Origin of the sequence: Paenibacillus sp. FSL W7-1088 (genome assembly GCF_037969855.1) — a bacterium.
Lineage (GTDB): Bacteria > Bacillota > Bacilli > Paenibacillales > Paenibacillaceae > Paenibacillus.
In genome coordinates this window covers 4,157,248-4,181,868 of record NZ_CP150216.1, presented here as the reverse complement: position 1 = coordinate 4,181,868, position 24,621 = coordinate 4,157,248, and the positions used below count along the sequence as shown (strand labels likewise).

The window sequence follows — 24,621 nt, the reverse complement described above, 5'->3', positions numbered from 1 at the left end:
CCATTCTTGGAAACGGCACTTTTATTTGCCGTAGGCATCATTAACTGCCTGAGTTGCTTCATCGCCTCCGGCTGCTCGCCAATTCTGGACGACAACATCGAAATAATCGATACGTTCACTACCCATGATAATCTTGGTGAAGCCTTCTGTCAGGATATCATCCAGCGTTGTACCATAGCTTGACAGCACCTCCGGAGAAACACCCCATAGCGCCGTCTTAATGTAGTTCTCGCTATCGAGTACTTTCTTAGCCAGACCATACGCATTCTTTGGAGCACCTTGTTGCAAATAATCACCGACTGCTCCCGGTGTTGCATTCTTCATAAACTCAACACTGTTGTTATATTTCTGCCACATTCCCGAAGTAGTGAGTCCACTGGTATCCTCGGATTGAAGGGCTGCTGATACAGCCTCGAACTGCTCGTAATCTGAATTCGGATTAAGCACACGGAACGCCCCGACCACATGGGCAATATCATTGTCCAGCAAAGCAGAGAGTGTTTCTTTGGACTCCTTGCCATTTCCTTCATCAACGATATAAGCATAGTCATTCAAAATCTTGATCACTTCTTGAGGGCTCTTGAATCCTTTTTTCATGACAATATAATTGTTGTTGGCGAAGAAGATGGATTGTTTCGCTTCCTTTCCATCAATGGTAGGGATGATATACGGATAAAAGATCGCGTCCTTACCCAGATTGGCTACTGTATCAACACCAGGATTATAACCCCACCACTGGTAATAAGGCTGTACGCCCACTTTGCCGGCTACGATATCCGCGTTCATCGCATTAAAGTCTTTGATTGCAAATTCCGGATCAATAATGCCTTGCTTGTACCATTCCGACCACTCAGCCAGTGCATTCTTCATCTCAGGCTGGACTGAGCCATATACTAATTTCCCGCTGGCATCTTCCATCCACATATCTGGATGTGCATTCCAAGCAATGGCGAGCAGGTTGAGGTAATCGAGCGATTGATCTACTGCTATGCCATATCCGCCGTGCTTTTCCATAAATTTCAGTGCAATGTTCTTGATGTCTTCCACCGATTTCGGATCTTGGAGACCCAGTTCTTCTTTCCAATCGTTCCGAATCCAGATGAAATCTGGTTGATCAATTAATCCCCAGTGCATCTGCGGTATCCCGTACAGCTTGCCGTCCTTCTTACCAGACTCATAGCTGTCCGCGTCCGTTTCCATGTAGCCTTTGAGACGTTCTGAAGCGTGTTGTTCAAAGACATCGGTAAGGTCCATTACCATGTCTGCTTCGACTAACTGTCTTAATTGTGATGGATTAACCCTAAACACGTCGGGGAGATCATTCGATGCTATAGCCAAATTCAATTTGGTATCATACTCATCGCTGACCCAGTCTGTTTTGACATCGATATTAAACTGCTCTTTGTATCGCTTGATCCACACATTGTTTGTAATATCATCGCCCTTTGGATATTTGGCAGAAGAATATTCTGACGTCACGGTGTGAATGGTTGTTATTCCGCCCTCGTTGGCATCCGAATCGGTATTGGATGTACTTTTCTCGGTGCTGCTTCCATTCGTACAGGCGGCGACCAATAGGGTCGACAGGCATAAAGACAACAGTAAAGTCTTGGTTTTCTTGTTCATTTCCTTTCCCCCTTAAGCGTCATATGTGAATACGTTTTCTTGAAAATAGTCTAAACGAGAAAGGGAGAACAGGATATAAAGGTTATTGACGAGAATTCGCATGTTTTTTTACTTTTGGGTTAAAGCGGAGAAATGATCAAAGTGGTTTGTGCACTTTTTTTACTTTTCACCCAATCATTTTTTACTCATGGCCCAAAGACGACGACCCAGATATTTTGATTCGGTATTATTACGTGGCAGCGGTATTAACAAAAACAATAGAATAATCTGGAATTTTAGGATAAGATATATACATCTGAACAAAAAGGAGCGAATTTCAATGACTAACAAGGTGATTGTGCTTTAGGTTCACAGAAGGATATTTGCGGCATGGGAATTCCTTTTGTGGACATTGCTATGCGGGAGATCGTCCCGACAATGTTTACTGGAGGAGATCATTATTAACTTTATCGAAGCTGTTAACATCAGCAATACGCACGTACTGGAATGGGTATCCGAGCTGTTTCATCTGGAGGGTTACAACATTCAGCTTATTCCACCTCATGAGGGTGGGCGGAATGTCGTTTACACCTGTGAGCAAGAGGGGTGTGAATCGCTAATTCTCCGAGTGTCTTTTTTGCCTGACAGAAACCGCGAAGATTATATTGCGGAACTGGAATATGTCCAGTATCTGTTTGATCATGGAGCCAGCGTTTCGAATGTGGTGAGTTCCAAGAAGGGCAATCTGTTGGAAGAGATCACTTATGAAGAGCATACGTTTTTTGTCAGCCTGTTTCACAAGGCCAAGGGAAAGTTGCTGGTAGAAAATAATTATCAGTACCGGGAAGGTGTTCCACTTACCGAATACTATTATAATAGCGGCAAAGTTCTGGGCAAAATGCATCAGCTATCCAAAAGCTATGTTCCCGTTCATCGCAGGCATCATTTTTTTGACAATTACAAAGTTGAATATATCGAGAGGTTGGTCCCTGAATCTTTCTCTCTGCTTAAGGAGAAGATGGTCGAGCTCCTGAATACCTTAAAAGGTTTGAATACAAATCAGGAAACATTCGGGATGATCCATTTCGATTATAACGATGGGAATTACTCGATCGATTTTGATACCGGCCACATCACGGTGTATGATTTCGATAATTCATGCTTTGGCTGGTATATGTATGACCTGGCAGATCTATGGACACACGGTGTGGGCTGGATACAATTCGAACCTGACGCCGGGAAACGTAATGCGTTCATGAATGATTATTTTGAAACCGCCCTCGCTGGTTATACTTCCGAAACCAAGATTGAAGATTCGATGTTGGAGAAGCTGCCTTTATTTATTCAAGTTACCCTCTTGGAGAATATTCTAGGTCAATTGGAGGAAATGCAGCATACTGGCGAAGAATTGGAAGATAACGAAGAAGTGCTGTATTTCATTAAATGTCTGGAAGAGGATATACCGTACAGGGGATTTTTCCATGACATGTATTTGAGTGAAGCACCTTTTACGTTATGAGGAATGCTGAAGTGACATACAACTGAAGCATGAATAACCAGTGATTCAAAGAGGCAGCCGGCATAGACCGGTTGCCTCTTTGTTTAGCTACGACACTCTATTCGAATTTGGAAGGAGGCACGTTGTAAAATTTTTTAAATGCCTTGGAAAAGGTGAAGGGATCGGGATAGCCCAGAAATCCGGCAATTTGCTGGATCGTATATTTTTTCTCGTACAGATAGTCACGTGCCCGGTTCATCTTGATTTGATTGATGTACTGTCCCGGCGTAATACCCAAAATTTTCTTGAACAAAGAAATAAAATATTTCTCAGAGACACCTGCAATGGCCGCAAGCTCGTTAACTCGGATGACACGATGAAGATTCGCATCCACGTATGGGAATACGTTCTGCAGCACCTCCAGACTTCCTTCCGTTTTCCGCATTTTTCGGTCTTTTAGAAATTTACCGTTATACAGACCTTGCCCGTGAAGCTCCAAAATTTTGGCAATCACCAGAAGCAGAGAAGCCTTCAAATAGAGTGGACTTCCGGCAGCGCCGCTGTTCTGCTTGAACCTTCGATAGGATGAGGTGAACAGCGTTGATTCCTCCCGAATAAGGTTGCCTGGTACGATGCCCGGCAATTGAAACTCGCCCAGAATTCGCTTTTGCTCAGCAATGCTGAAATCAAAGTGTATGTATATGAATCGGCACTCTTCAGTCGTGGAAGCAAGATAGGGCATATCTGGATAAAAAAATACAACGTCACCCGGGTCAGCTATATGTTCGATCCCGTCAATGATAATCTTGATGGAGCCTGCTGTAATGAACCACAGATCATAATCGGAATGTGACTTGTGCTCAACCCAATGGCTGTCATGAGTTTGTTCCAAATAAGAGCTCATGCGAAGTGTGATATATTCCGAAAGTTCATCGATTATACTCATATTTACAGTCCCTGTATGCATTGGATTCAATTCAATCCTCTCCACTTTATGACATACTTCGATTTATAACTAATATAAACAAGGCTTTATCTCTTGTTATTCATCGTACCATATGACATGTATTGAAAACTATCACACATTCCGATCTCAGGCCACTCCCCTATAATGAACTTATATCGTGAAGAGGAGGGGTTCGTAATGAATGGTACAAACATACAGCACCCAAAGGTAGTCGTAATTGGAGCAGGCAGCCTGTTTTTCGGTCGTCAATCCATCTGGCAGATGGTTCACTCAACATACTTGAACCAGGGAACTTTGGCCTTAGTGGATACGGACGAGGAACGGCTCTCGAAAATGGTAACACTGGCAGAGATGGTCGCCCGGGAGAACAACGTATCCTTAAAGATTGAGGGCTCGGTGGACCGAAGACAAGTGCTGCCGGGAGCTGACTTCGTTGTGCTTAGCTTTGCAGAGCAATCGGTCAAATACCGGGGAATTGACTGCCAAGTCTCTCTAAAGTACGGCATTCGCATGTGTTCCGGCGATACCATTGGACCGGGTGGAATCTTTCGCGCGATGAGGGAACTGCCAGTTATTATGGAATGCGCCAAAGATATTGAGGAGCTGTGTCCTGATGCCTGGGTGATTAATTATATTAACCCGTCTACCGTTCATGGCATCGCGTTACATCGCTATGCGCCGAAGCTCAAATCGTTTGCGCTGTGCGATAGTCATCATATGCCGCATAAGAAAGCCTATTATGCTGTAAGAGCCGGAATCATCGAAAAGACAGATGAGTTCACCCGTGAGATTGACCGGAAATTCGATTTCCGCATCGCTGGTGTCAATCATTTTACTTGGCTGCTTAAAGCGGAATTCGAAGGAAAAAATGTGATGCCCCTAATCGCGGAAGCTATGCGCAAAATGGCAGGTGATGAGAACAACGGCGGTGATCGCGGCGCAAAAGCTATTTTTAACGATGCGATTACCTATGAACTGTATGATATTTTCGGAATTATCCCCACGTGCACGGCGCATACGAAGGAATACGTTCGGTATTGGCAAGGTCTCGGCAAGTCTACAGACACGATTCCGCCATTATCCATCTGGGAGACAGAGGACAGGTATCAGCGTCACGACGAAATGTGGAGTCAGGTCGATGACTTTCTTACGGGAACTATCCCGATTGCCGATTATATGAGCACTTTTGGCCCGGATCATGCGACGGATATCATTGAGAACATGGTAGGAAATTTGGGGAAGAAATTTTTTATCAATACGCTTAATCAAGGCGCGGTAACCAATATGAATGCCGATTCATTCCTGGAAGTGCTGTGCGACGTGGGCATGGATGGGGTAAAGCCAGTTCATGTAGGCGAGATGCCGCGCGGTGTAAGAGGTATGCAAGAACTTGTACTGGATACACATGAGCTGACGGTTGAAGCAGTTCTGGAACAGAGCTACGAGAAGCTGAGAAGGGCGATGCTCACCGATCCACTCGTGAATTCCATCAGTGACGCGGACAAAATCATTCATGAATTGCTGGAACTGGAGCGTGATATGATTCCTGACGTGTGGTACAAGGACAGACTGCAGTATAGCTAATAGATAGATAACGATATGAGACCACGCAGTTTCCTTCAGAAGGATTAACGTGGTCTTTGGTTTTATTATGAAATCCTAGTTCATTTAAAAGATAAAGAAGAATAAAAAAAGCATATTGTATCAGCGATTTATAACCATTGGATAATAATTACATTGACATGTGCGGCTTTTTCTAAAATAATAAACGTAATTGAATACTGGTACCTTTAATTCAGTCCAGAGAGGCTGGCAAGGGCAGCGGATTTTATAATCACGCGGGAATCAGGGCATATCCCCTCAGGGATGCTCTGCGTCTTCGCGCGGATTATGATGCAAAAAGAGGCTACTTGTCAGTACGTAACTTGACGAGTAGCCTCTTTTTTCTGCTTTTTTTGGTATCAGATACACTTTAAGCTGGAGGTATTCTGATGAGTAAACAAGATCAAGAGTTTTCATGGCAAGAGGTGCCAAAATCGCAGAGAAACCAATTTTGGAAGACGTTGTCCGTCATGCTGGGTTTCACCTTCTTCTCGGCAAGCATGCTGGCAGGGGGGACGCTTGGAGTCAGCTTGACGTTCATCGAGTTCATTGGCATCGTGCTGGCCGGCAATCTGGTGCTCGGCATCTATACAGGAGCACTGGCGCATATCGCTGCCAAGACGGGCCTTTCCACACATTTACTTGCTAAATATGCGTTTGGTGCGAAAGGATCGTACCTGCCATCGTTCCTGCTCGGCTTCACACAGGTCGGATGGTTCGGGGTAGGCGTGGCCATGTTCGCGATTCCGGTTGCCAAAGCAATGGATTGGAACGTGTACCTGCTGATTATCCTGTTTGGTCTTGCTATGACGGCATCAGCCATCTTCGGTATGAAATCGCTCGTCATCTTGGGTTATATTGCGGTTCCGGCAATTGCTATTCTCGGCGGTTACTCCATGTTCGAAGGGGCAGGATCGCTGGGAGGTTTGCAAGGGTTGCTTGATTACACGCCGACAGAGACACTCACCGCGGCAGCAGCATTAACCATTTGTATCGGATCATTCATTAGTGGCGGAACGCTGACGCCCGATTTTGCCCGGTTTTCCCAGACGTCCAAGCAGGCGGTTACCGCAACGGTGATTGCCTTCTTCCTGGGTAACTCGCTAATGTTCTTGTTCGGGGCAGTTGGTGCAATGGCTTATAACCTGGCTGATATCTCGGAGGTTATGTTCCTGCAAGGCTTGCTCATTCCCGCAATCATCGTTCTTGGACTCAATATCTGGACAACCAACGATAATGCCTTGTACGCCTCCGGATTAGGTTTTGCCAACATCACTAAAATTTCGAAAAAGTTCTTCGTCATCGTAAACGGTATTGTGGGTACTGTATTTGCCATGTGGATGTACAACAATTTCGTCAGCTTCCTGAATGTGCTGGGTGCAGCGGTACCATCCATTGGGGCGATCATCATCGCGGACTACTTCTTCGTGAAGCGCAGAAACTATAAACCGTTTGCCGAGATGAGTTTCAAAACGGTAAACTGGGTAGCGATGGTGGCTTGGGCCATCGGCGTTGCGTTTGCCCAGCTGGCTCCAGGAGTAACACCACTGAATGCACTGCTCGGTACGGCGGTGGCCTACATCGTGTTGATGCTGATCGTTCCTAACAAAGAATCCAACCTAGAAAAGGGGAAAATAAATGATTATAACGAACGCAAAATTGCGGGGTAAAGAAGGTCTATGGAATATCGTTGTAAAAGACGGGAAGTTCGAACAAATTACGCAGGAGCTGCAAGCCACTGCAAATGAGGAAGTACTTGACGTCAACGGTTCACTTGTACTGCCACCATTTATTGAGCCTCACATTCATTTGGATACAACGTTAACGGCTGGCGAGCCGGAGTGGAATTTGAGCGGAACGCTGTTTGAAGGCATTCAGCGCTGGTCGGAACGCAAAGCATTCTTGACGCATGAAGATGTTAAAACCCGCTCCAAAACAGCACTGAAATGGCAGTTGGCGCAAGGAATCCAACATGTGCGGACACATGTGGACGTTACAGATCCAAGCTTGACGGCAGTCAAAGCGATGCTTGAGGTAAAAGAAGAGATGGCACCCTACATCGACATCCAGCTGGTGGCTTTCCCGCAGGAAGGTATTCATTCCTATCCAAACGGTGCTGAACTGCTGGAAGAGTCACTGAAAATGGGCGTTGACGTGGTCGGCGGCATTCCGCACTTCGAATTCACAAGAGAATACGGCGTTGATTCGATGAAGGTTGCCTTTGACCTTGCCGAAAAATACGACCGTTTGATCGACATCCATTGTGACGAGATCGATGACGAGCAATCCCGCTTCGTGGAAGTCGTTGCGAAGGAAGCCTACGAACGCGGACTGGGCTCTCGCACAACGGCAAGTCACACGACGGCGATGGGGTCTTATAATGACGCATATACGTACAAATTGTTCAGATTGCTGAAGATGGCTGACCTCAATTTCGTTTCCAATCCGCTGGTCAACATTCACCTGCAAGGACGCTTCGACACGTATCCAAAAAGAAGAGGTCTGACTCGCGTCAAAGAGCTGCAGGAAGCTGGTCTTAACGTGTGCTTCGGTCATGATGACATTTTTGATCCATGGTATCCGCTGGGAACGGGCAATATGCTTCAAGTACTGCACATGGGTATTCATGCTTCGCAGTTGCTGGGTTATGATCAAATCGTGAATTCAGTTGATCTCATTACGAAAAACAGCGCAAGAACGTTGCACATCGAGGATGTATACGGCATTGAAGAAGGGAAACCTGCCAACTTCATCGTTCTTGAAGCAGAGAACGAATACGAGGCTGTTCGCAAGCAGGCTGGTGTACTCTACTCGTACAGAGGTGGACGCAAAATCGCGGAAACAAAACCGCGAGATATGTCCATCATTTTGGAGAGCGGTACAGAGAAGGTTACTTTCAATAAATAATGAAGAAAATATAACCCATTAAAAGTCGCTATTTTAGCGGCTTTTTTAGTTTAGAAGATGAGGTGTAATAAGAGGGGAATCAAATGGAGGACATGATACAAACTGGGATGGCTTCGAATCTAAAGTACTGGAGTTCGTGACAGAGTTATAGTTGAAATTTTGGAAAGATTTAACGTATATTTAGGATTGATCTTTATGCTATAGACAGAGGTGATTGATTGAGCACATCAAAAAAGCGCATCCAATTAATTGATGGACTGCGCGGATTCAGTCTGGCCGGTATCGTGTTGGCGAATATGCTGGCTTTCCAATACGGAATGTTCGGCCAGAGTAAACCCCAACTATTCGGGATCGGTGGTGTAGACCAGGCATTTCTCTCGTTTCTGCAGATTATTGTGGTAGGTAGTTTTATGCCGATCTTTGCCTTCATGTTCGGCTTCGGTATGATCAAACTGTCAGAAAGCCTTCAATCGCGAGATTTACGACCAAAGTGTCATCTTGCCCGGCGTTTTCTACTACTGTTTGGTATCGGATTGCTGCACATAACCTATCTTTGGGAAGGGGACATTTTATCGTTTTACGGTGTACTCGGTTTCTTTCTGCTGATGTTCCTGAATCGAAAGCCAAAAACGCTGCTCATTTGGGCGGTACTGCTACTTGTCGGAGCAGGGCTGCTAGGTTTGCCGGCATCCAATCCAATGAATCCGCTATCTATTGAATCCACTCATATGAAGAACTACATCATTCAAAGTCAGGATGTATACGGTAATGGCAACTACGAGGAGATCAGGGATTTCAGCAATAACGGCGATCCATTCGGTGGGGATTTGGATGTGTCATTTGCCTTGTTGGCCCTGGTATTAGCCCCGCTAATGACGGTACCGATGTTTTTGCTTGGTATGCACGCTGCAAGAATGGGCACGTTTAGCGATCCTCAGGCAATGAGGCATATGTATTTACGTCGTGCCTCGTTCTTGATTCCAGTTGGTTTGATACTCAAAGCATACGGTGTGTTGGCGCCACAATTTGGTGCGGAAGGATGGCCCGGAATCGGAATCGGCGGGACACTCGGGGGAATGTTGCTTGCACTCGGATACATTTACGCATTTGCAATGTTATACGCAGGAAGTCGCCGTTATAGCCTGATGCGCAGGTTTGAGGCGGTCGGCCGTCTCTCACTGACGAATTACCTGATGCAGAGTGTCATCTGTACGACTATTTTTTATGGTTACGGTCTAGGTCTGTTTGGGCGTGCTGGTGTAATCATTGGAGCAGTTATTGCACTTGCTGTCTATGGTACTCAATTATGGTTCAGTCCGTTATATCTTAAGAAATTTAGCAGTGGGCCAGTCGAGTATCTCCTTCGAATCTGGACATATCTATCTTGGAAAGGACAGCCAAGAAAGAAGAAAAGATCGAACACGAATTTGCAAGATAGTGCTCCTAGAGTGCACTGAGCATAATACGTTGCTACAAATGCACAAAGAGGGCCTTTCTGTTAAAAGAAGGGTACCTTTGTGCCGCAGCAATCATCGACCAAAGCATGAACCCTAAAGTATGTCTCAACAACGCTCTAAAAGGCGATACATCCCGATATAGTGTCTCAGGTTCCTTAGATTTCTGACATCTTGACCACACGTGAACCTCACATTTTGCCCATTCAGAATGTAGCGAGTCTAATACATAAGCTAACTATTATAGTGCGGGCAGCGTTAAGGTATACGAAATGAAAGATGCAGCGTATACATCCGACTGTTTCCACTCGGACTTGAAAGGATCGTTATTGTGCTAAAAATAATTAATTTTCTTCTATTATTGCTGATCATTTGGGTAGCAATCCTATATCCTTTTCGTTTTGCTTGGTTTGAAGGCTTAAAACAGATTCCTGAAGATCTTCATGGTGTTTATTTACTTTTCTTGTTCTTTGGATATCTTATATGTTCATCTGGTATGGGACTTTTAGTTGGAAAGATGTGTTTTAAACGAAAAGAACAGTAAACCATTTGAGGGCATCTTTTGTATTCAGCTAGGAGGGCAATGGTTGTAACATAGTGAGCTCATGCCCGACTAGCTGAAGTTAAAGGGAGGGGCAGAGGTCCTTTTGGCAGTTGCCTCTCCAATTCGGAAAACTTGAAAAGCTCGACAATGCTCCTTCTAACAAATGCTGATCTTCTTGTACTGCATTTTTGAAACGAGGTTCCTTACAATGCAGCTTTGACAGCATTTTTTAATTTGGATACGCCTGCCTGTAATTGAACATCTGACAAATGTGCAAATGATAAATAGATACCATACTTCGTACCGTCAGACGTTGAACTGCTGACCTCTGAGTATATAACCCCTTCCGATCTAGCCGCTGAACGAAAGACTTCATAAGTGGATGCATCACCTCGCCACCAGCCAAACACGTGCAGACCAGCTTCATTTTCCACCCAGTCAAACCATGTTGAGAGTTGTTGGTTCAAAAGTTTGAGTAACAGATGAAATTTGCGGCTGTACAAACGATTCATCCTACGCAGATGACGCTCATATTGGCCGCTTGTCATAAATGCAGCTAATGCGCGCTGCTCGATCAGATTGACGGGTCTAGGCTCGTATAATGCCTGTGCTTTTCGAAAGGTGTCTGCCAAAGTGGGGGGAAGAACCACATAGCCAAGCCTTACTTCTAAAGGCAAGGTTTTGGTGAAGCTGCCCAGGTAGATTACGCGCCCCGCTTTATCCAGTGTTTTTAGCGGTTCAACATGCATTCCACGATATCGGAATTCACTATCATAATCATCCTCGACAATCATGGCATCCTGACGATGTGCCCAGTCCAGCAAGGTTTGTCTGCGTTCAAGGCTGAGCATCTCGCCAGTAGGAAATTGTCGTGACGGCGTCACAAACAACATACGTGCTTCCCAGTTTTGAGGAACAACGCCTTGACCATCGAGATTGGCTTCAATCAACTTTGCACCCGCAGCCACAATGGCTTTAGAAATCCCGATGTAACAAGGACTTTCCGTCACTACATGATCCCCGGGATCTGCAAGTAATTGAGTGAGTAGAGCTATAGCTTGCATAGAACCGGCAGTCACTGCAATATGATCTGCATCGACTTGAATCCCCCGCATTCTCCGAAGGTAGGCCGCAATGGCTTCTCTCAATTTCGGATCTCCGGTTGAACTAACTAGAGCAGAGGTTGTTTTCGTGTGATGCTCGCGATTTCGGATCTCTGCATACAATCGATTGTTCCATTCATCGTAAGGGAATTTGGATAAATCAGGCTGGTATTTGCTAAAGTCAATAACGTCGTCGCTTTCTTTTCTGGAATCACTTGCTTGTGCATTGGTTTGCGAATACCTTTGAGTGGTCTGCTGTTCAAACTGCTGAATACGATTCCCCCAGGCTGATAAGTGATGGGTGCATGCTTTCTCGGTGGACGCATCATTGCTTAAATCCAACTGATAAGCAACAAAGGTTCCTCTCCCATGCTCGGAATGAATATAACCTTGAGCAGTCAACGTATCATACACCTGATTCACAGTTCCGCGGGAAATGTGATACGTCGCAGCTAACTCTCGTGTAGATGGTAACTTCTCGCCATGCACCAGGTTACCTTCTTGAATAGCATCACGAATTGCTTGATAAAGAGCTTTCATCTTGGTATATTTTCGGTTCAAATATGAACTGTAAGCTACATGAAATTGCATATGCCCTCCAGAGGTTATTTTAGAAGTGGTACAATAAAAACCGAAAATATTGGATCTTTTTAGTTGTCCATTCTCATTTTATACTAAATCATAGGTTGAAGTGAAACAATAAAGTTAAATAGGAGGAATACAATCATGCAAACAGGTACAGATCGTGTAAAAAGAGGAATGGCTGAGATGCAAAAAGGCGGCGTCATCATGGACGTCATGAATGCAGAGCAAGCTAAAATCGCTGAAGCAGCGGGCGCAACAGCTGTTATGGCTCTTGAACGGGTTCCCTCCGATATTCGCGCAGCCGGCGGTGTAGCTCGCATGGCAGATCCAACTATCGTGGAAGAGGTTATGAAGGTTGTATCTATTCCGGTTATGGCCAAGGCTCGTATCGGTCATTACATAGAGGCCAAGGTGCTTGAATCTCTAGGTGTGGATTACCTTGACGAAAGTGAAGTTCTTACGCCTGCAGACGAAGTGTTCCACATCGATAAACAGGAGTTCACCGTACCCTTTGTATGTGGAGCCAAAGATTTGGGAGAAGCGCTGCGTCGTATTGGCGAAGGCGCATCAATGATTCGTACCAAAGGTGAGCCTGGAACAGGCAACATCGTTGAGGCAGTTCGTCATATGCGTCTGATTAACAGCCAGATCCGCAAAGTGAAAAACATGTCCAAGGACGAGTTATACGCTGAAGCAAAAAATCTGGGCGTAGCTTATGAATTACTGCGCGATGTTCATGAAAATGGAAAACTTCCTGTCGTTAACTTTGCAGCAGGCGGTGTAGCCACTCCGGCAGACGCAGCACTAATGATGCATCTGGGCGCAGACGGTGTGTTTGTAGGGTCCGGTATTTTCAAATCAGATAACCCTGAGAAATTCGCTCGTGCAATCGTTGAAGCTACAACACATTACACGGATTACAAATTGATTGCTGAAGTATCCAAAAACTTGGGCGCTCCAATGAAAGGCATTGAAATTTCTAAATTGTCTCCAGAGGAGCGCATGTCCAACCGCGGTTGGTAAGTGTGAATAGAACAGCGGATGTAAAGTAGTGTTATGATGCTGCACAGCGCTGTAGATGAGCATTGAGCTTGAGAAGCAGAAATAAGTGCTCGAAACTATTGAACAGCTAGACCGTTAATCTGAAAAGGTTAACGGTTTTTTTGTGCATTTTAGGGTCTGAATCATGCGTTTCATCTCAATTAAGCCCTTAAACCTGTGATAAAATAGTATATTTGAGAGTGAAATTCAGCGTCGATGTCAATGAAAGGCGGATGTTCAAACATGTTCAATGTTGCAATCTGTGATGACGAGGAGAACCAAAGAGAACTTGTGAAAACGATGCTTATCTCCTTATCTCTAAAAACGAATATTGATTTTCAGATTACATTATTTGCATCAGGTGAGCAGCTCGTCTCACATTATAAAAACGTTGGGGACACGTTTCATATCCTCATCATGGATGTGGAGATGAGCGGAATGAACGGAATCCAGACAGCCAAAGAAATCAGGAAGATGAAGTATCTGGACGTGCAAATCATGTTTCTGACCAGCTATCCCGAGTATATGGTGGAGAGCTTTGATGTGGTTACTTTTCAATATCTGATCAAACCAATCCTGCCGCAGATCTTCGAGGAGAAAATGATCAAGCTGTGCCAATATTTCAAAGCGTTGGACAAAAAGTATGTACTGATTAAGTCAGACTATGAAGAGTTTCTGTTGAAATACGATGATATTCTCTGGATTGAGGTCATTAAGAGTTTGACGATCAAGAACAAATTAAAATTTGTGACTCAGGATAATGCGTATGAAAGCAAAGGCATCCTATCCGGTTACGCTGCAGCTTTGAAAGATCATGGTTTCTTGCAAATTCATCGATCTATTATCATCAACCTGCTGCATGTTCAGAAGTTTGCCGGTACCCAGGTCGTTATGTTAAATGGAACAGAATTGCCCATAGGCCGCTCCAAAGTCAAGGAAGTCAAGGATGCTTATACCAAATATATGATCATGAGGATTCAGTGATATGGATATGTATGTAAACTTGTCTGTCTTCGTCGTTCCTTTACTTATGGCATTCCAGGTGAATTTTTATTTCAATTCCGTGCTGGGCAAGTCCAGACGAAAGCCATACAGAGTAATTTATTTCATTATATTTATTGTACTGGGATATTTCTATTGGGTATCATCATTTTCACCTGTCGTATCGTCCGCTTTTGCTTTGTTACTCATCTTCAGCCTGGCACAATCCTATGAGGTGGAATTCATCATAAAACTGGCTTTTACCATCCTCTATGCTGTACTGCTCACAACGGTAAATTACATTGCCGTATATATTATGAGTGCGATCGATTCTACGGATTATAGTATATGGGATCATTTCAACGTGGATTATCATTGGGTGTTCTCCAAAGTAGTATTGCTTGGTTGCAGTATTATGTTCATTGTTATTCAGATTGTGCGTTTGATTGCCAAACGGAGAAGTTTCGCTATGCATTATCGTTATTATCTCTTGTTTCTGATCGTTCCCACCATTACGATCTATCAGATCAATGTAGCCTCGACTTATAGTGAAAAAAACATATACTATGTCGTTTCCGTGCTGGGCTCCCTTTTTCTTAATGTGTTCATTGTTTATGTATTCGATAATATGGTGGAAAAGGTTCAGCTCGCGAATGAAAATGCTCAATTACAGCGTCAGATGGATTACCAGGATGCCAACTATGAGAAAACAGTGCACAGTTTCAAAAATGTAAAAAACATCATCCATGATATCAATCAGCAGTTCCTGTACATTGAGGAGTGTATTAAGCAAAACAAGCTTGATGCGGCAGGCGATCATATTAAACTCACGCTGAATAAGATTGAAGGAGCGTACCAACGGGTAAATTCCGGCAATCTTGTTATTGATGCTCTTGTTACGAATACGATTGCATTGGGGCAGGCCAACGGGATCAAAATTGACACCCGTATTCAACTTCATTCACAACATATCCATATTGACCGTTATGATCTGTGTGTTGTGCTCGGCAATATGTTGGATAATGCCATCGAAGCTTCCAAGAAAGTCAGACATGCCGAAGACCGATACATCCTGGTCGCAATTCACTCCACGGCGTCTGCACTTGTAATCCAGATTCTGAATCAGGTGGAGCAGAAAGTGACTCACCTCAAGAGTGAGAAGCCCAACCCGGAGTATCATGGGATCGGCCTAACCAACATTTCGAGAATGTGCGAAAAGTATGGTGGACATATGAGTATTGAGAATCAACATCGGACGTTTAATAACATGGTCGTGCTTCCTTTTGACATGAGCAGTCACTGAACATACCGTTCGGGGATTGTTTTTTTCCATTCAGGGTTCGTTATCGCTCTATATGCTTCGTCCCCGATATGATGAATGCAATCATATGCACAGTATCATAAGGGAGGAAGTTATTATTATGAAGAAACTAATCAGTATGTTATGTACGGCTGTACTTGTTGTCATGCCGATGACAGATGTCAGGGCAGAGGGAAACAAGATGGGAGCGATTGAGGATCAGGCTGGGCGACTTGCCACAGAGATGGTGCAGAATTATGGTGTCACAGGTATGCAGTATGCGATCATGGATGAAGGGAAGATCATTTTGTCCGGCAGTGTTGGATTCCAGGATAAGGCATCCCAGAAACCAGTCGACAAGGATACCATGTTTGGAATAGGCTCGGTTAGCAAAATGGTTGTCACGGCTGCCACCATGATGTTGGTGGATTCCGGTAAAGTGGATCTGGATCAGCCCCTCACTTCGTATATTAAAGATTTTGAAATGGCGGATGACCGATATACGCAAATAACGCCACGCATGCTTATGAACCATTCTTCCGGGCTCTATGGTACCCATTATGGAAACAGTATGTTATTTGACGATAATGATACCCGCAATCATGATGAATTACTGCTCAAACTAAAGTCAGAAAAATTAAAATCAAACCCTGGAGCTTATTCCGTATACTGTAATGATGGCTTTCAGTTGCTTGAGATACTGGTTGAACGGGTGAGTGGATTAAGCTACAGCGAATTTATTGCCAAGTTCATCAGCAATCCGTTACAGCTGCATGCAACCAAGACACCACTTGATTCTTTTGATAGAAAACAATTATCTGAAACCTATTGGCCTACGATTAAAACGAAACTGCCTGTTGAAAATGCCAATATCATTGGTACAGGTGGAATCTACTCGACCGCAGAAGAATTAAGTCGATTCGCTGAAGTATTGATAGGAAACAAACCGGATATTCTGTCCAAAACCTCAGTAGAGTCCATGCAAAATCATGAATATCGTCGAGGAATATGGGTGTCAGAAGAGCGAAATACCTTCAACTATGGTCTTGGATGGGATGCAGTAGCACTTGCACCGTTCAGCGATTATGGCATTACCGCACTTACCAAAGGTGGAGACACCATGTTGTATCATGCCTCGTTAATCACTATACCGGAACATGATATATCGATGGCGGTTCTTTCTTCGGGCGGGTCTTCTGTCTATAATCAGCTGTTTGCCACTAAAGTTCTGCTGGAGGTTCTTGAGGAACAAGGCATCATCGACGAGATAGAGCCTGATGAGACATTCTCACCACCTGTCAAAACGAAGATGCCTTCGGAATTGACGGCGTATTCCGGCCTCTACGGTACGGTAGGTTCAACCCTTGATATAGAGATTAAGAATGGCGAACTCTCACTTCCGGCTATGCAGGGAGGACTTATCCCGGAGCAGAATTACGTGTACACGGGTGAAGGGGAGTTTACGAGTAACGACGGAAGCGTGAAGATCAGCTTCGAGAAAGAAAGCAATGACAAGGTATATCTTAAAGTTCAGGCGCATATCACGCTGCCCGGATTAGGCCAAACCGTGATGAACACATATGATTATCAAAAATTGGAAAATAATTCGCTGGATACAGCATCGAAAGAGAGATGGAAGGCTAGAAACGGTTCGAAATATTATGCGTTGGATGAAAAGATAACGTCGATCTTCTATCTGCTCCCAACGATGCTGATCAAAAACCTGTCCGTAGATGTGGAAAGCGGATATGCGAATGGTACCCGAGTTGTTGATCCGGATAATGCAGAGAATGTCGTTCAGATTCCTGTTATGAACGGAAGAGATGCATTCGATCTGCATTTCCGCACGAAGAACGAAGCGGAGTACTTAACTCAGGATGGACAGGAGTATATTGCGGAGGAGGCCATTACACCAATCTTTGGTGGCAAAACAGGCATCACCACCATCCCGTCAAACGGTCAAGCTCGGTGGTATGCCATCGATTCCCGCTCGGCGAACAAAACGTTAACGGTGGATACTCCGGAGAGCGGAGGTTATGCCGTATATAACGCTGAAGGTGAAGTGGTTCAATTTTCGAAAGCAACGAATCAAGAATCAACGGTGCTTCCCAAAGGTGGTTTTATCGTCTTTGGTGGTGAAGCGGGAGATGTCTTCAAGATTCAACTAAAATGATTGCATAAGGAAAAAGGATTCCATTTGAAAATATCGGGTTCTGAGCGTAGGTTGCTCGTGATCCGATATTTTTCTTTTTTTATACGCCCAAACACAACCAGATTCTCCTTCATAGGCTATATGGAATCAGCCTAATTTGTTATTGGAAAATACATGTTTTCATGACTAAGGAGTTGGATAAATACGTGATTTCAAAAGTGAAGCTTACAGGGCGAGTGGTGTTTAAAGGTGACCCTGGTTATGAAGTGGCTCGGAAGAACTGGGACCCGCATACGGACAGATTCCCTAAAGTGTTTGTGTTCGCTCAAAAAACACAGGATGTAGCCAATGCGATAAGATGGGCGCGCCAAAATAAGGTGCCTATTCGTCCGAGAAGTGGGAGGCACGCATTAGAGTCCAACCTTTCACAAGTCAATGGTGGTATAGTCATCGACGTTAGCGAAATGAAGAGAATCAAGTTAAACAAAAAAAGCGGAACGGCCGTCGTTGAGACAGGTAATCGGGTAGGAAGAATCGTGGATACGTTGGCTCGACAAGGATATATGTCCCCATTTGGTGACAGTCCAACGGTTGGAATTGGTGGAATAACACCTGGTGGCGGAATTGGTCCACTGCAAAGAACAACGGGTCTCATCTGTGATAATCTAATCGAGCTCGAAATGGTTGACGCTAAAGGGCGGATTATTCGGGCGAACAAAAAGCAAAATTCCGATCTTCTCTGGGCTACACGTGGCGGCGGAGGCGGTAACTTCGGTGTATACACTAAATATAAATTCAAGGTGCGGCGCTCTCCAGCCAAAGCTACTGTATTTAGTATCACATGGCCATGGGATCAGTTCGAAAAAGTCGTGAAGAAATGGCAAGTATGGGCACCTAAAGCCAGTACCAAGCTGGGAAGTGAATTAAGTGTTGGTCCCAAAAAAGGCGGAAATGTTAGCATGCTTGGGGTATACCTCGGTTCAAAGAGTGAAGCCCTCCGTCAGTTGGAACCCATTCTTAGCGTAGGAACACCTACCAAAAAAAGCATTCTGTACCTGCCATACAGGGCAGCCACGAAGTTTTTGCTGGCCCCGGATCCTGTGCTCACCCAAAAATACAGCAACCAGTTTTCCAGTGGCTTCGGCAGACGCCCGTTCCCGGATAAAGCCTTCAAAGTCATGCGTGAGTTTCTGGAAAATGCAGAGGGAGGTACACCAGCCGGTTTCTATTTCCTTAACTGGGGTGGTGCTGTAAGTCGAGTTGCTCCTCAAGCCACTGCGTTTTACTGGCGAAAAGCTGAATTTTATGTGGAATGGAACAGCTCATGGGTGAAGCCATCGCATGCAGCTAAAAATATTGCTTTGACTCGGAACACGAGAACGAAATTGCAGCCTTATATTGTAGGGTCCTACATTAACGTACCAGACCAAGGTATTAAAAATCCAGGGCCGACCTATTATGGCAAGAACTACGCCAGATTAAGAAAAGTAAAAGCGAAATACGATCCGAAAAATGTATTTAATAACCCGCAAAGTATTCCACCAGCTAGATTAAAATAGGGTACGATTTCAAACCGTTAATTCTGAGAAGAGTTAACGGTTTTTTGACCTTTCTAATCGTTGTATTTACTATTTGTTGTATTTATTATTTATTGTAGAGTAAGATGTAAAAAAATAATATTCATACTGAATCGGGGTTCAGGCAATGTATTTCAAGGGGGTAAAAGATGGATTACACTTCGTCAATTGAAGCGGCATTAAAGGCGGAGCGCCCTAAATATACCGCCATAGCGGCGGGGCGACGTCATACCATTGGTCTTAGATCGGACGGAACGGTAACGGCAGTGGGGGATCATAAAGTTGGCCAATGTGATGTAAGCAGCTGGCGCGATATTGTGGCGATAGCGGCTGGTAATGTTCATATGGCGACGAACACAGGTAATGCGCATACCATCGGCCTAACGTCTCACGGCACGGTAGTGGCGGTGGGCTGGAATAAACATGAGCAATGCGAGGTAAGCGATTGGCGCAATATTGTAGCAATTGCTGCGGGGTGGCGTCGTACCGTCGGGCTGAAATCGGATGGCACGGTGATTGCTGTGGGACGAAATAATGAAGGCGAATGCGATGTAAGCAGCTGGCGTGATATGGTTGCGGTAGCCGCGGGAGACTGGCATACCGCCGGGCTTAAATCAGATGGTACTGTGACGATTGTGGGCAATAATCAATATGGCCAATGTGATGTAAGCGGTTGGAGCGACATCGTGGAGGTAGCGGCAGGGTACCTCCATACCGTGGGGCTTACATCGGGTGGCACTGTGGTTGCCGTGGGTGGAAATAAACATGGCCAATGCGAAGTAAGCAACTGGCGTGGTATTACGGCGATAGCGGCAGGCAGTAATCATACCATTGGCCTTCAATCGGACGGTACGGTGGTGGCCGTGGGATGGAATAAGTACGATCAATGCAATGTAGGTAACTGGAGTGACATTGTGGCGATAGCTGCGGGTTGTGCTCATACTCTTGGCATTAAATCAGACGGCACGGTGGTGGCTGTGGGTGATAATGAATATGGTCAATGTGATGTAAGAGGTTGGTGTGGTTAATTGCACCGGCTTTTTTTGTTTTATACGGATTTGCTGCTAGAAACGACTGGCCAGGAGGGAATGAATAGTGGACAGGCAGTTAAAATGTCACAATGGAATGTGATTAACGATAATTCGCAACCTTTTAATATGATAATAGTTATCATTCTCATTTACGTCATTCGACATTTGCTGTATACTGACAATGACTATGATACATAATGGCCAAAGTGAAAAAGGAAAGGGAGAGATTTTGAATGTTTTTATCCGTAAAAAAAGGAGCAATTCTATGTTTAATGACTGCACTTGTTCTTGTGCTTGCAGCTTGCTCCAGTAGTAATGGCAGCAGCAAAGCTGCAAACACTAGCTCACAGGAAGCAGTGACGGATAGCGATACGAATGCTTCAACAGATGGGCAAAAAACGGATGCGGATGCTACAGGCGCAGCTCAAACAACATACCCAATCGTTGTTTCAAACTATACAACTGAAAACGGCACCTGGGTGGCTAAGGAACAAACCTTCGATAAAGCACCTGAACGAGTGGTTGCCAATACACAAGGTGCAGCGGAGTTATTAATTCGTCTTGGTTTAACTGACAAGATTGTTGGCGTAGCAGCGCTGTTTGGCAATGTGCCTGAGGATATTGCTGAAGATTTCAAAAAAATTCCTGTGCTATCTGAAGGTTATGTAGGTAAAGAAGTAACCATAGGTGCTTCACCTGATCTGGTTATGGGGCGCGGGGGATTGTTTGAAGATGCAGATTGGGGCGTTGGCACTGTAAACAGTCTGAATGAGATGAATATCAAAACCTTTGTACAAAGTACCAGTGTTACTGATGCAAAATTAGATAATCTATACAAGGATATCACTGAGCTAGGTGAAATATTTAATGTACAAGCGAATGCAGCGTCTTATATCGAACAGCTCAAAGCACGTGAGAAAGCATTAGCGGCTCGAGCAAGCGCTGAAACGATCAACTATGCATCTTTTTTTGATAATGGTGATGGAACCATTGGAGTGTACAACGGAAATGGAGATACATTTATTGAAAGTGCCATGTCATTAATCAATATGCATAATATGCTGATTAACGAAGAAGGCACGCTCAGTTTGGAGAAGCTAATCGAGATCAATCCAGATGCCATGATTATTTCTAAATATGCTGGCGGTATTGATCCGGAACAAACGATTGAAAAGCTGCTAGCCAACAAGCAATTGCAAAGCATTAACGCGATTAAAAACAAGAAAATTTACGTTATTGATTTCAATAACTTCTGGGGTTACGGGGATTCTATCTTCACAGGAGTTGAAGCACTCGCAGATGATCTGAACTTGTAAGAGCAGATGCGCTTGCTTGATCACCATGCATGCAATTAATATCATGTTTATTTTAACGGCAGAACAGTAATTTACTGGGCTGTCGTTTTCTTTTTAATAGGATCAAAGCATTGAAACAGGAAAAGCCCATCCTCTTCATATTCGGGAAGAGAAGGGCTTGGCCGCATTCATGATTATGCTAGATGTTTTAGCAGAGGATCCCGATCATAGCGTTTCATCTTTCATATCGGCTACTTTTATCACGGGATAGGTTTGAACTGCACGGTCCAACGTTTGTTTCTCCATCAGTTTTCCATCCAAGATAACCGCGGATATGCTTGTTGTATTTCGAATATCCTCTAACGGATTTTTATCAAGAATTACGAGATCAGCAAGTTTTCCTTTTTCTACGGTGCCCAGTTCCTGCTCTCTTTCCAAATATCGTGCCGGATTCAACGTTGCTGACTGCAAGGCCTGGAGTGGGGTGAGGCCGCTTTTAACTAGCCATTCAAGTTCATCATGCAAGGAAATGCCGTATATAAAGTTAGTCATTTCGTAACTGGAATCGGTGCCTGCAAGCATAGGCACACCGGCATCATTTAATTTTTTGACCATGCCCGGCGTTAGGGAATTGATGGCCTCCATTAATTCTGTTTGTTCCGGAGGGGTGGCGCGAATCACTTCGGCCCATTGCTTCTGCACGGCCGTAGGTACGTATTTGGACCTCGGATCGATTTCGGTTTTGGCCATATTCAAATAGGTAACCATGGTCGGTACAGGCCAGACACCTTTTTCTTTGAATTTGCGGAACAGCTTGCTGGCCTTGACGGAGTCATAGGCTTGGGAAGCCTCGATCTCTGCCAGCGAATAACCAAGCAAATCACTCATGTCGGCATTTTTGAAAAGTTCGTCCTCGATGCTCGAAGTGGCAATAAATAAGCCGTGTAGGTGTTCTATGCTCTTAAATCCTAGCTGAACGGCTTCGCTGGCCCGAACCTCTACCGGTAAATGACCGACAACTGGCAAACCGTACTTATTCGCTTCGTCCATAACCGCCAGAAACAGAGGACGCGGCAACCAAGAGTATACTTTGATATGATCCGCGCCTTTTGCCACATTCAGACGTACGGCTTCCCGCGCTTGTTCCTCTGTGCTCAAGTAGAACATGTGCGGAGCCTCGTCAGCCGGACCTCCATTTAGAGTCGAACCCGCATAGACAAGACGTGGGGCAGGCATTCCCGCTTGAATACTCGTTTTCCATATATCGACGTTCTTTAAAGCCGCCCCCATCTCCCGTACTCCGGTCACTCCATTAGCCAGAAAGAGAGGGAAAGCATTTTTATAGTTATCTTCCAGATGGACATGCATGTCCCACAAACCAGGAATGACGTATTGGCCCTTAGCATCACGTACCTGTGCGTAATCGGGGATGGCCGTTTGACTGCTGTTTCCAATGTGACTGATCTTGTTATCCTTAATGATAATGGTCTGATCGCTGGTTAACTTTCCGGACCTTACGTCTACAATCGTCGCATGCTCAAGTGCTAACGTCAGCCTTGTCGCAGGTTCAATGCTTGCATAACCGGTACCTGTACCGCATCCTAACACAATCCATAATGCCATGAACCCAACTATGTACTTCTTGAAGCTGCCCAATTCTCTCGTTAAACTCATTGTTGTCCTCCTCATAGATATGAATGATATCAATCGATAACTTCATTGTAGAGTGTGAATCCTGATTTTTTATTAATTCATTCTTACAAAAAGCTTACATTTGAAAGGGAGGAGGATTTGTTATATAAAGGTCAACAAAAGCAATCCAAATAGGGAGCGTAGTGTCATGATTAACTGACACTACGCTCCCTAAATCGACTAACTACGATGGGCAATTCATCTGGAAGGGGGAAAGTTCGCTTATACCACGGTGATCGTTCCATAATACATGTACATGCCACAATTAAAGTTGTAAGTTCCAGGTTTCAAATCTTTTAGGGTAACGAAGTTATCTCCTTTTTCAAGATACACATCTATCCCTAAATCTTTGGACTGAACACTTCTTATACATGTATAACCCGAATGTTTTATGAAATTTATTTTTGTCGGAACTCCTGCTTTTACTTCAATATTCTCTTGACTAAAACCATCTGATTTTATGTCGACTGATACAATCTGATATCCTGAATTTTCTTGAAGAGAATTAGCTTGCTCACTCTGCGACTCTTGTGATTTGGTGGCCGATGTTTCATTCGGTTGATATTGGTAAAATAACGTTGCACCTACAGCTACAACTCCAAAAGTGACCGTTAGTATTCCTGCAATAAACGGCATCCCTATACCACTTTTATTTGTTTTATCGTTAGTATCCGTTTCTTGATTCGCCAATTGAAGAGCAACGCTCAAAATAAAAACAAATAGAATGTCAACAAAGATCATCATGATATAAGAAGGACCAACCATTGCCCCGAGCATTGCGCCCATCATGCCACCCATAATTCCTGCCAACATGCCATCCAAAGTTGCCAATAGACTGATAGGTTTGCCTGTGAAGTACCCGGCTGCCAAGCCAAACAATATAGCGGTAATGGATGGGACTGTTAAATCACGTGGAAACACAATGCCTAATTGTACACCAAGTGCAAGGCTTGACATCATGCCAACGGTCATAGCGATCATCATGCCAGGCATACCCGCAAGTTTTTCTTTACGCTTATATGCTTTTAGAACAATGTATGATGAGAACAATACAACCATAACCATACTTAATATCGCTAATACCAAAATCTTATCCTCCATATCCTTACAGTAATGACATGTAGTTATCTACTCATTGCTATTACGATCTAGATCATTCATCTCATGTACTAATATATCAGAATTATCATAACAACAGGACTATTATCACAGACAAGTCAAAGGATTGTCGCAATAGTATGAAGATAATTTGACATTTTGCTGCTGCCTCTTTCTATAAATTAATTT

The 24,621-nt window shown here is 44.3% G+C and carries 17 protein-coding genes; 12 read left to right on the top strand and 5 right to left on the bottom strand.

The window, feature by feature from the left end; translation table 11 throughout:
• Window positions 1–21: 21 nt before the first annotated feature.
• The gene (locus tag MKY42_RS18650) at window positions 22–1,626 is read right to left on the bottom strand and encodes an extracellular solute-binding protein (protein ID WP_090899438.1); all 1,605 of its coding nucleotides are present in this window, start codon (window positions 1,624–1,626) and stop codon (window positions 22–24) included.
• 382 nt (window positions 1,627–2,008) lie between these two features.
• Between MKY42_RS18650 and MKY42_RS18645 the strand changes: the two genes are divergently transcribed.
• Window positions 2,009–3,124 (top strand): phosphotransferase, encoded by a 1,116-nt coding sequence (locus tag MKY42_RS18645; protein WP_339843880.1) that lies wholly within the window; start codon window positions 2,009–2,011, stop codon window positions 3,122–3,124.
• 97 nt (window positions 3,125–3,221) lie between these two features.
• Here MKY42_RS18645 and MKY42_RS18640 read toward each other — a convergent pair whose 3' ends face one another.
• Window positions 3,222–4,070 (bottom strand): AraC family transcriptional regulator, encoded by an 849-nt coding sequence (locus MKY42_RS18640; RefSeq protein ID WP_339852993.1) that lies wholly within the window; start codon window positions 4,068–4,070, stop codon window positions 3,222–3,224.
• A gap of 177 nt (window positions 4,071–4,247) precedes the next feature.
• Between MKY42_RS18640 and MKY42_RS18635 the strand changes: the two genes are divergently transcribed.
• The 4 genes from MKY42_RS18635 (at window position 4,248) to MKY42_RS18620 (ending at window position 10,036) form a co-directional block, all read left to right on the top strand.
• Complete coding sequence (locus MKY42_RS18635) at window positions 4,248–5,654, top strand: glycoside hydrolase family 4 (protein ID WP_090899435.1); 1,407 nt, start codon at window positions 4,248–4,250, stop codon at window positions 5,652–5,654.
• A 407-nt stretch (window positions 5,655–6,061) separates the two neighbouring features.
• Window positions 6,062–7,342, top strand: a complete 1,281-nt coding sequence (gene codB, locus MKY42_RS18630; RefSeq protein WP_339843876.1) for a cytosine permease — start codon at window positions 6,062–6,064, stop codon at window positions 7,340–7,342.
• Window positions 7,311–8,579, top strand: coding sequence for a cytosine deaminase (locus MKY42_RS18625; RefSeq protein WP_339843875.1), 1,269 nt, complete (start codon window positions 7,311–7,313; stop codon window positions 8,577–8,579). The genes codB and MKY42_RS18625 overlap by 32 nt, the downstream gene beginning before the upstream one ends.
• A 218-nt stretch (window positions 8,580–8,797) precedes the next feature.
• Window positions 8,798–10,036 (top strand): DUF418 domain-containing protein, encoded by a 1,239-nt coding sequence (locus tag MKY42_RS18620; RefSeq protein WP_339843873.1) that lies wholly within the window; start codon window positions 8,798–8,800, stop codon window positions 10,034–10,036.
• Window positions 10,037–10,780: 744 nt separating this feature from the next.
• Here MKY42_RS18620 and MKY42_RS18615 read toward each other — a convergent pair.
• Window positions 10,781–12,241, bottom strand: coding sequence for a PLP-dependent aminotransferase family protein (locus MKY42_RS18615; RefSeq protein WP_339843871.1), 1,461 nt, complete (start codon window positions 12,239–12,241; stop codon window positions 10,781–10,783).
• 162 nt (window positions 12,242–12,403) lie between these two features.
• Here MKY42_RS18615 and pdxS point away from each other — a divergent pair, with 162 nt between their 5' ends.
• The 7 genes from pdxS (at window position 12,404) to MKY42_RS18580 (ending at window position 21,663) form a co-directional block, all read left to right on the top strand.
• Window positions 12,404–13,288 (top strand): pyridoxal 5'-phosphate synthase lyase subunit PdxS, encoded by an 885-nt coding sequence (gene pdxS, locus MKY42_RS18610; protein ID WP_218152282.1) that lies wholly within the window; start codon window positions 12,404–12,406, stop codon window positions 13,286–13,288.
• Between the two features lie 261 nt (window positions 13,289–13,549).
• Window positions 13,550–14,290 carry a LytTR family DNA-binding domain-containing protein gene (locus tag MKY42_RS18605; RefSeq protein WP_339843869.1) on the top strand — a complete coding sequence of 247 codons (741 nt, stop codon included), beginning with the start codon at window positions 13,550–13,552 and terminating at the stop codon, window positions 14,288–14,290.
• Between the two features lies 1 nt (window position 14,291).
• Entirely contained in the window at window positions 14,292–15,590 is a 1,299-nt protein-coding gene (locus tag MKY42_RS18600; protein ID WP_090899417.1) for a GHKL domain-containing protein, read from the top strand.
• Window positions 15,591–15,708: 118 nt separating this feature from the next.
• Window positions 15,709–17,760, top strand: a complete 2,052-nt coding sequence (locus tag MKY42_RS18595; RefSeq protein ID WP_339843866.1) for a serine hydrolase domain-containing protein — start codon at window positions 15,709–15,711, stop codon at window positions 17,758–17,760.
• 161 nt (window positions 17,761–17,921) lie between these two features.
• Entirely contained in the window at window positions 17,922–19,298 is a 1,377-nt protein-coding gene (locus MKY42_RS18590; protein WP_339843864.1) for an FAD-binding oxidoreductase, read from the top strand.
• Window positions 19,299–19,465: 167 nt separating this feature from the next.
• Window positions 19,466–20,344, top strand: a complete 879-nt coding sequence (locus MKY42_RS18585) for a chromosome condensation regulator (protein ID WP_339843862.1) — start codon at window positions 19,466–19,468, stop codon at window positions 20,342–20,344.
• A gap of 236 nt (window positions 20,345–20,580) precedes the next feature.
• Window positions 20,581–21,663, top strand: coding sequence for an ABC transporter substrate-binding protein (locus tag MKY42_RS18580; RefSeq protein WP_339843860.1), 1,083 nt, complete (start codon window positions 20,581–20,583; stop codon window positions 21,661–21,663).
• A gap of 204 nt (window positions 21,664–21,867) precedes the next feature.
• Here the strand turns inward: MKY42_RS18580 and MKY42_RS18575 are convergent, their stop codons facing one another.
• Window positions 21,868–23,316 carry an amidohydrolase family protein gene (locus tag MKY42_RS18575; protein WP_339843858.1) on the bottom strand — a complete coding sequence of 483 codons (1,449 nt, stop codon included), beginning with the start codon at window positions 23,314–23,316 and terminating at the stop codon, window positions 21,868–21,870.
• Window positions 23,317–23,556: 240 nt separating this feature from the next.
• Entirely contained in the window at window positions 23,557–24,420 is an 864-nt protein-coding gene (locus tag MKY42_RS18570) for a cupredoxin domain-containing protein (RefSeq protein WP_339843856.1), read from the bottom strand.
• Window positions 24,421–24,621: the final 201 nt, after the last annotated feature.

What these genes read in the sequence shown, in the direction of transcription:
- MKY42_RS18650 (WP_090899438.1), bottom strand. Translation starts at nt 1,626, where the DNA reads ATGAACAAGAAAACCAAGACTTTACTGTTGTCTTTATGCCTGTCGACC.
- MKY42_RS18640 (WP_339852993.1), bottom strand. Translation starts at nt 4,070, where the DNA reads ATGCATACAGGGACTGTAAATATGAGTATAATCGATGAACTTTCGGAA.
- MKY42_RS18635 (WP_090899435.1), top strand. Translation starts at nt 4,248, where the DNA reads ATGAATGGTACAAACATACAGCACCCAAAGGTAGTCGTAATTGGAGCA.
- codB (WP_339843876.1), top strand. Translation starts at nt 6,062, where the DNA reads ATGAGTAAACAAGATCAAGAGTTTTCATGGCAAGAGGTGCCAAAATCG.
- MKY42_RS18625 (WP_339843875.1), top strand. Translation starts at nt 7,311, where the DNA reads ATGATTATAACGAACGCAAAATTGCGGGGTAAAGAAGGTCTATGGAAT.
- MKY42_RS18605 (WP_339843869.1), top strand. Translation starts at nt 13,550, where the DNA reads ATGTTCAATGTTGCAATCTGTGATGACGAGGAGAACCAAAGAGAACTT.
- MKY42_RS18600 (WP_090899417.1), top strand. Translation starts at nt 14,292, where the DNA reads ATGGATATGTATGTAAACTTGTCTGTCTTCGTCGTTCCTTTACTTATG.
- MKY42_RS18595 (WP_339843866.1), top strand. Translation starts at nt 15,709, where the DNA reads ATGAAGAAACTAATCAGTATGTTATGTACGGCTGTACTTGTTGTCATG.
- MKY42_RS18590 (WP_339843864.1), top strand. Translation starts at nt 17,922, where the DNA reads ATGACTAAGGAGTTGGATAAATACGTGATTTCAAAAGTGAAGCTTACA.
- MKY42_RS18585 (WP_339843862.1), top strand. Translation starts at nt 19,466, where the DNA reads ATGGATTACACTTCGTCAATTGAAGCGGCATTAAAGGCGGAGCGCCCT.
- MKY42_RS18580 (WP_339843860.1), top strand. Translation starts at nt 20,581, where the DNA reads ATGTTTTTATCCGTAAAAAAAGGAGCAATTCTATGTTTAATGACTGCA.
- MKY42_RS18575 (WP_339843858.1), bottom strand. Translation starts at nt 23,316, where the DNA reads ATGAGTTTAACGAGAGAATTGGGCAGCTTCAAGAAGTACATAGTTGGG.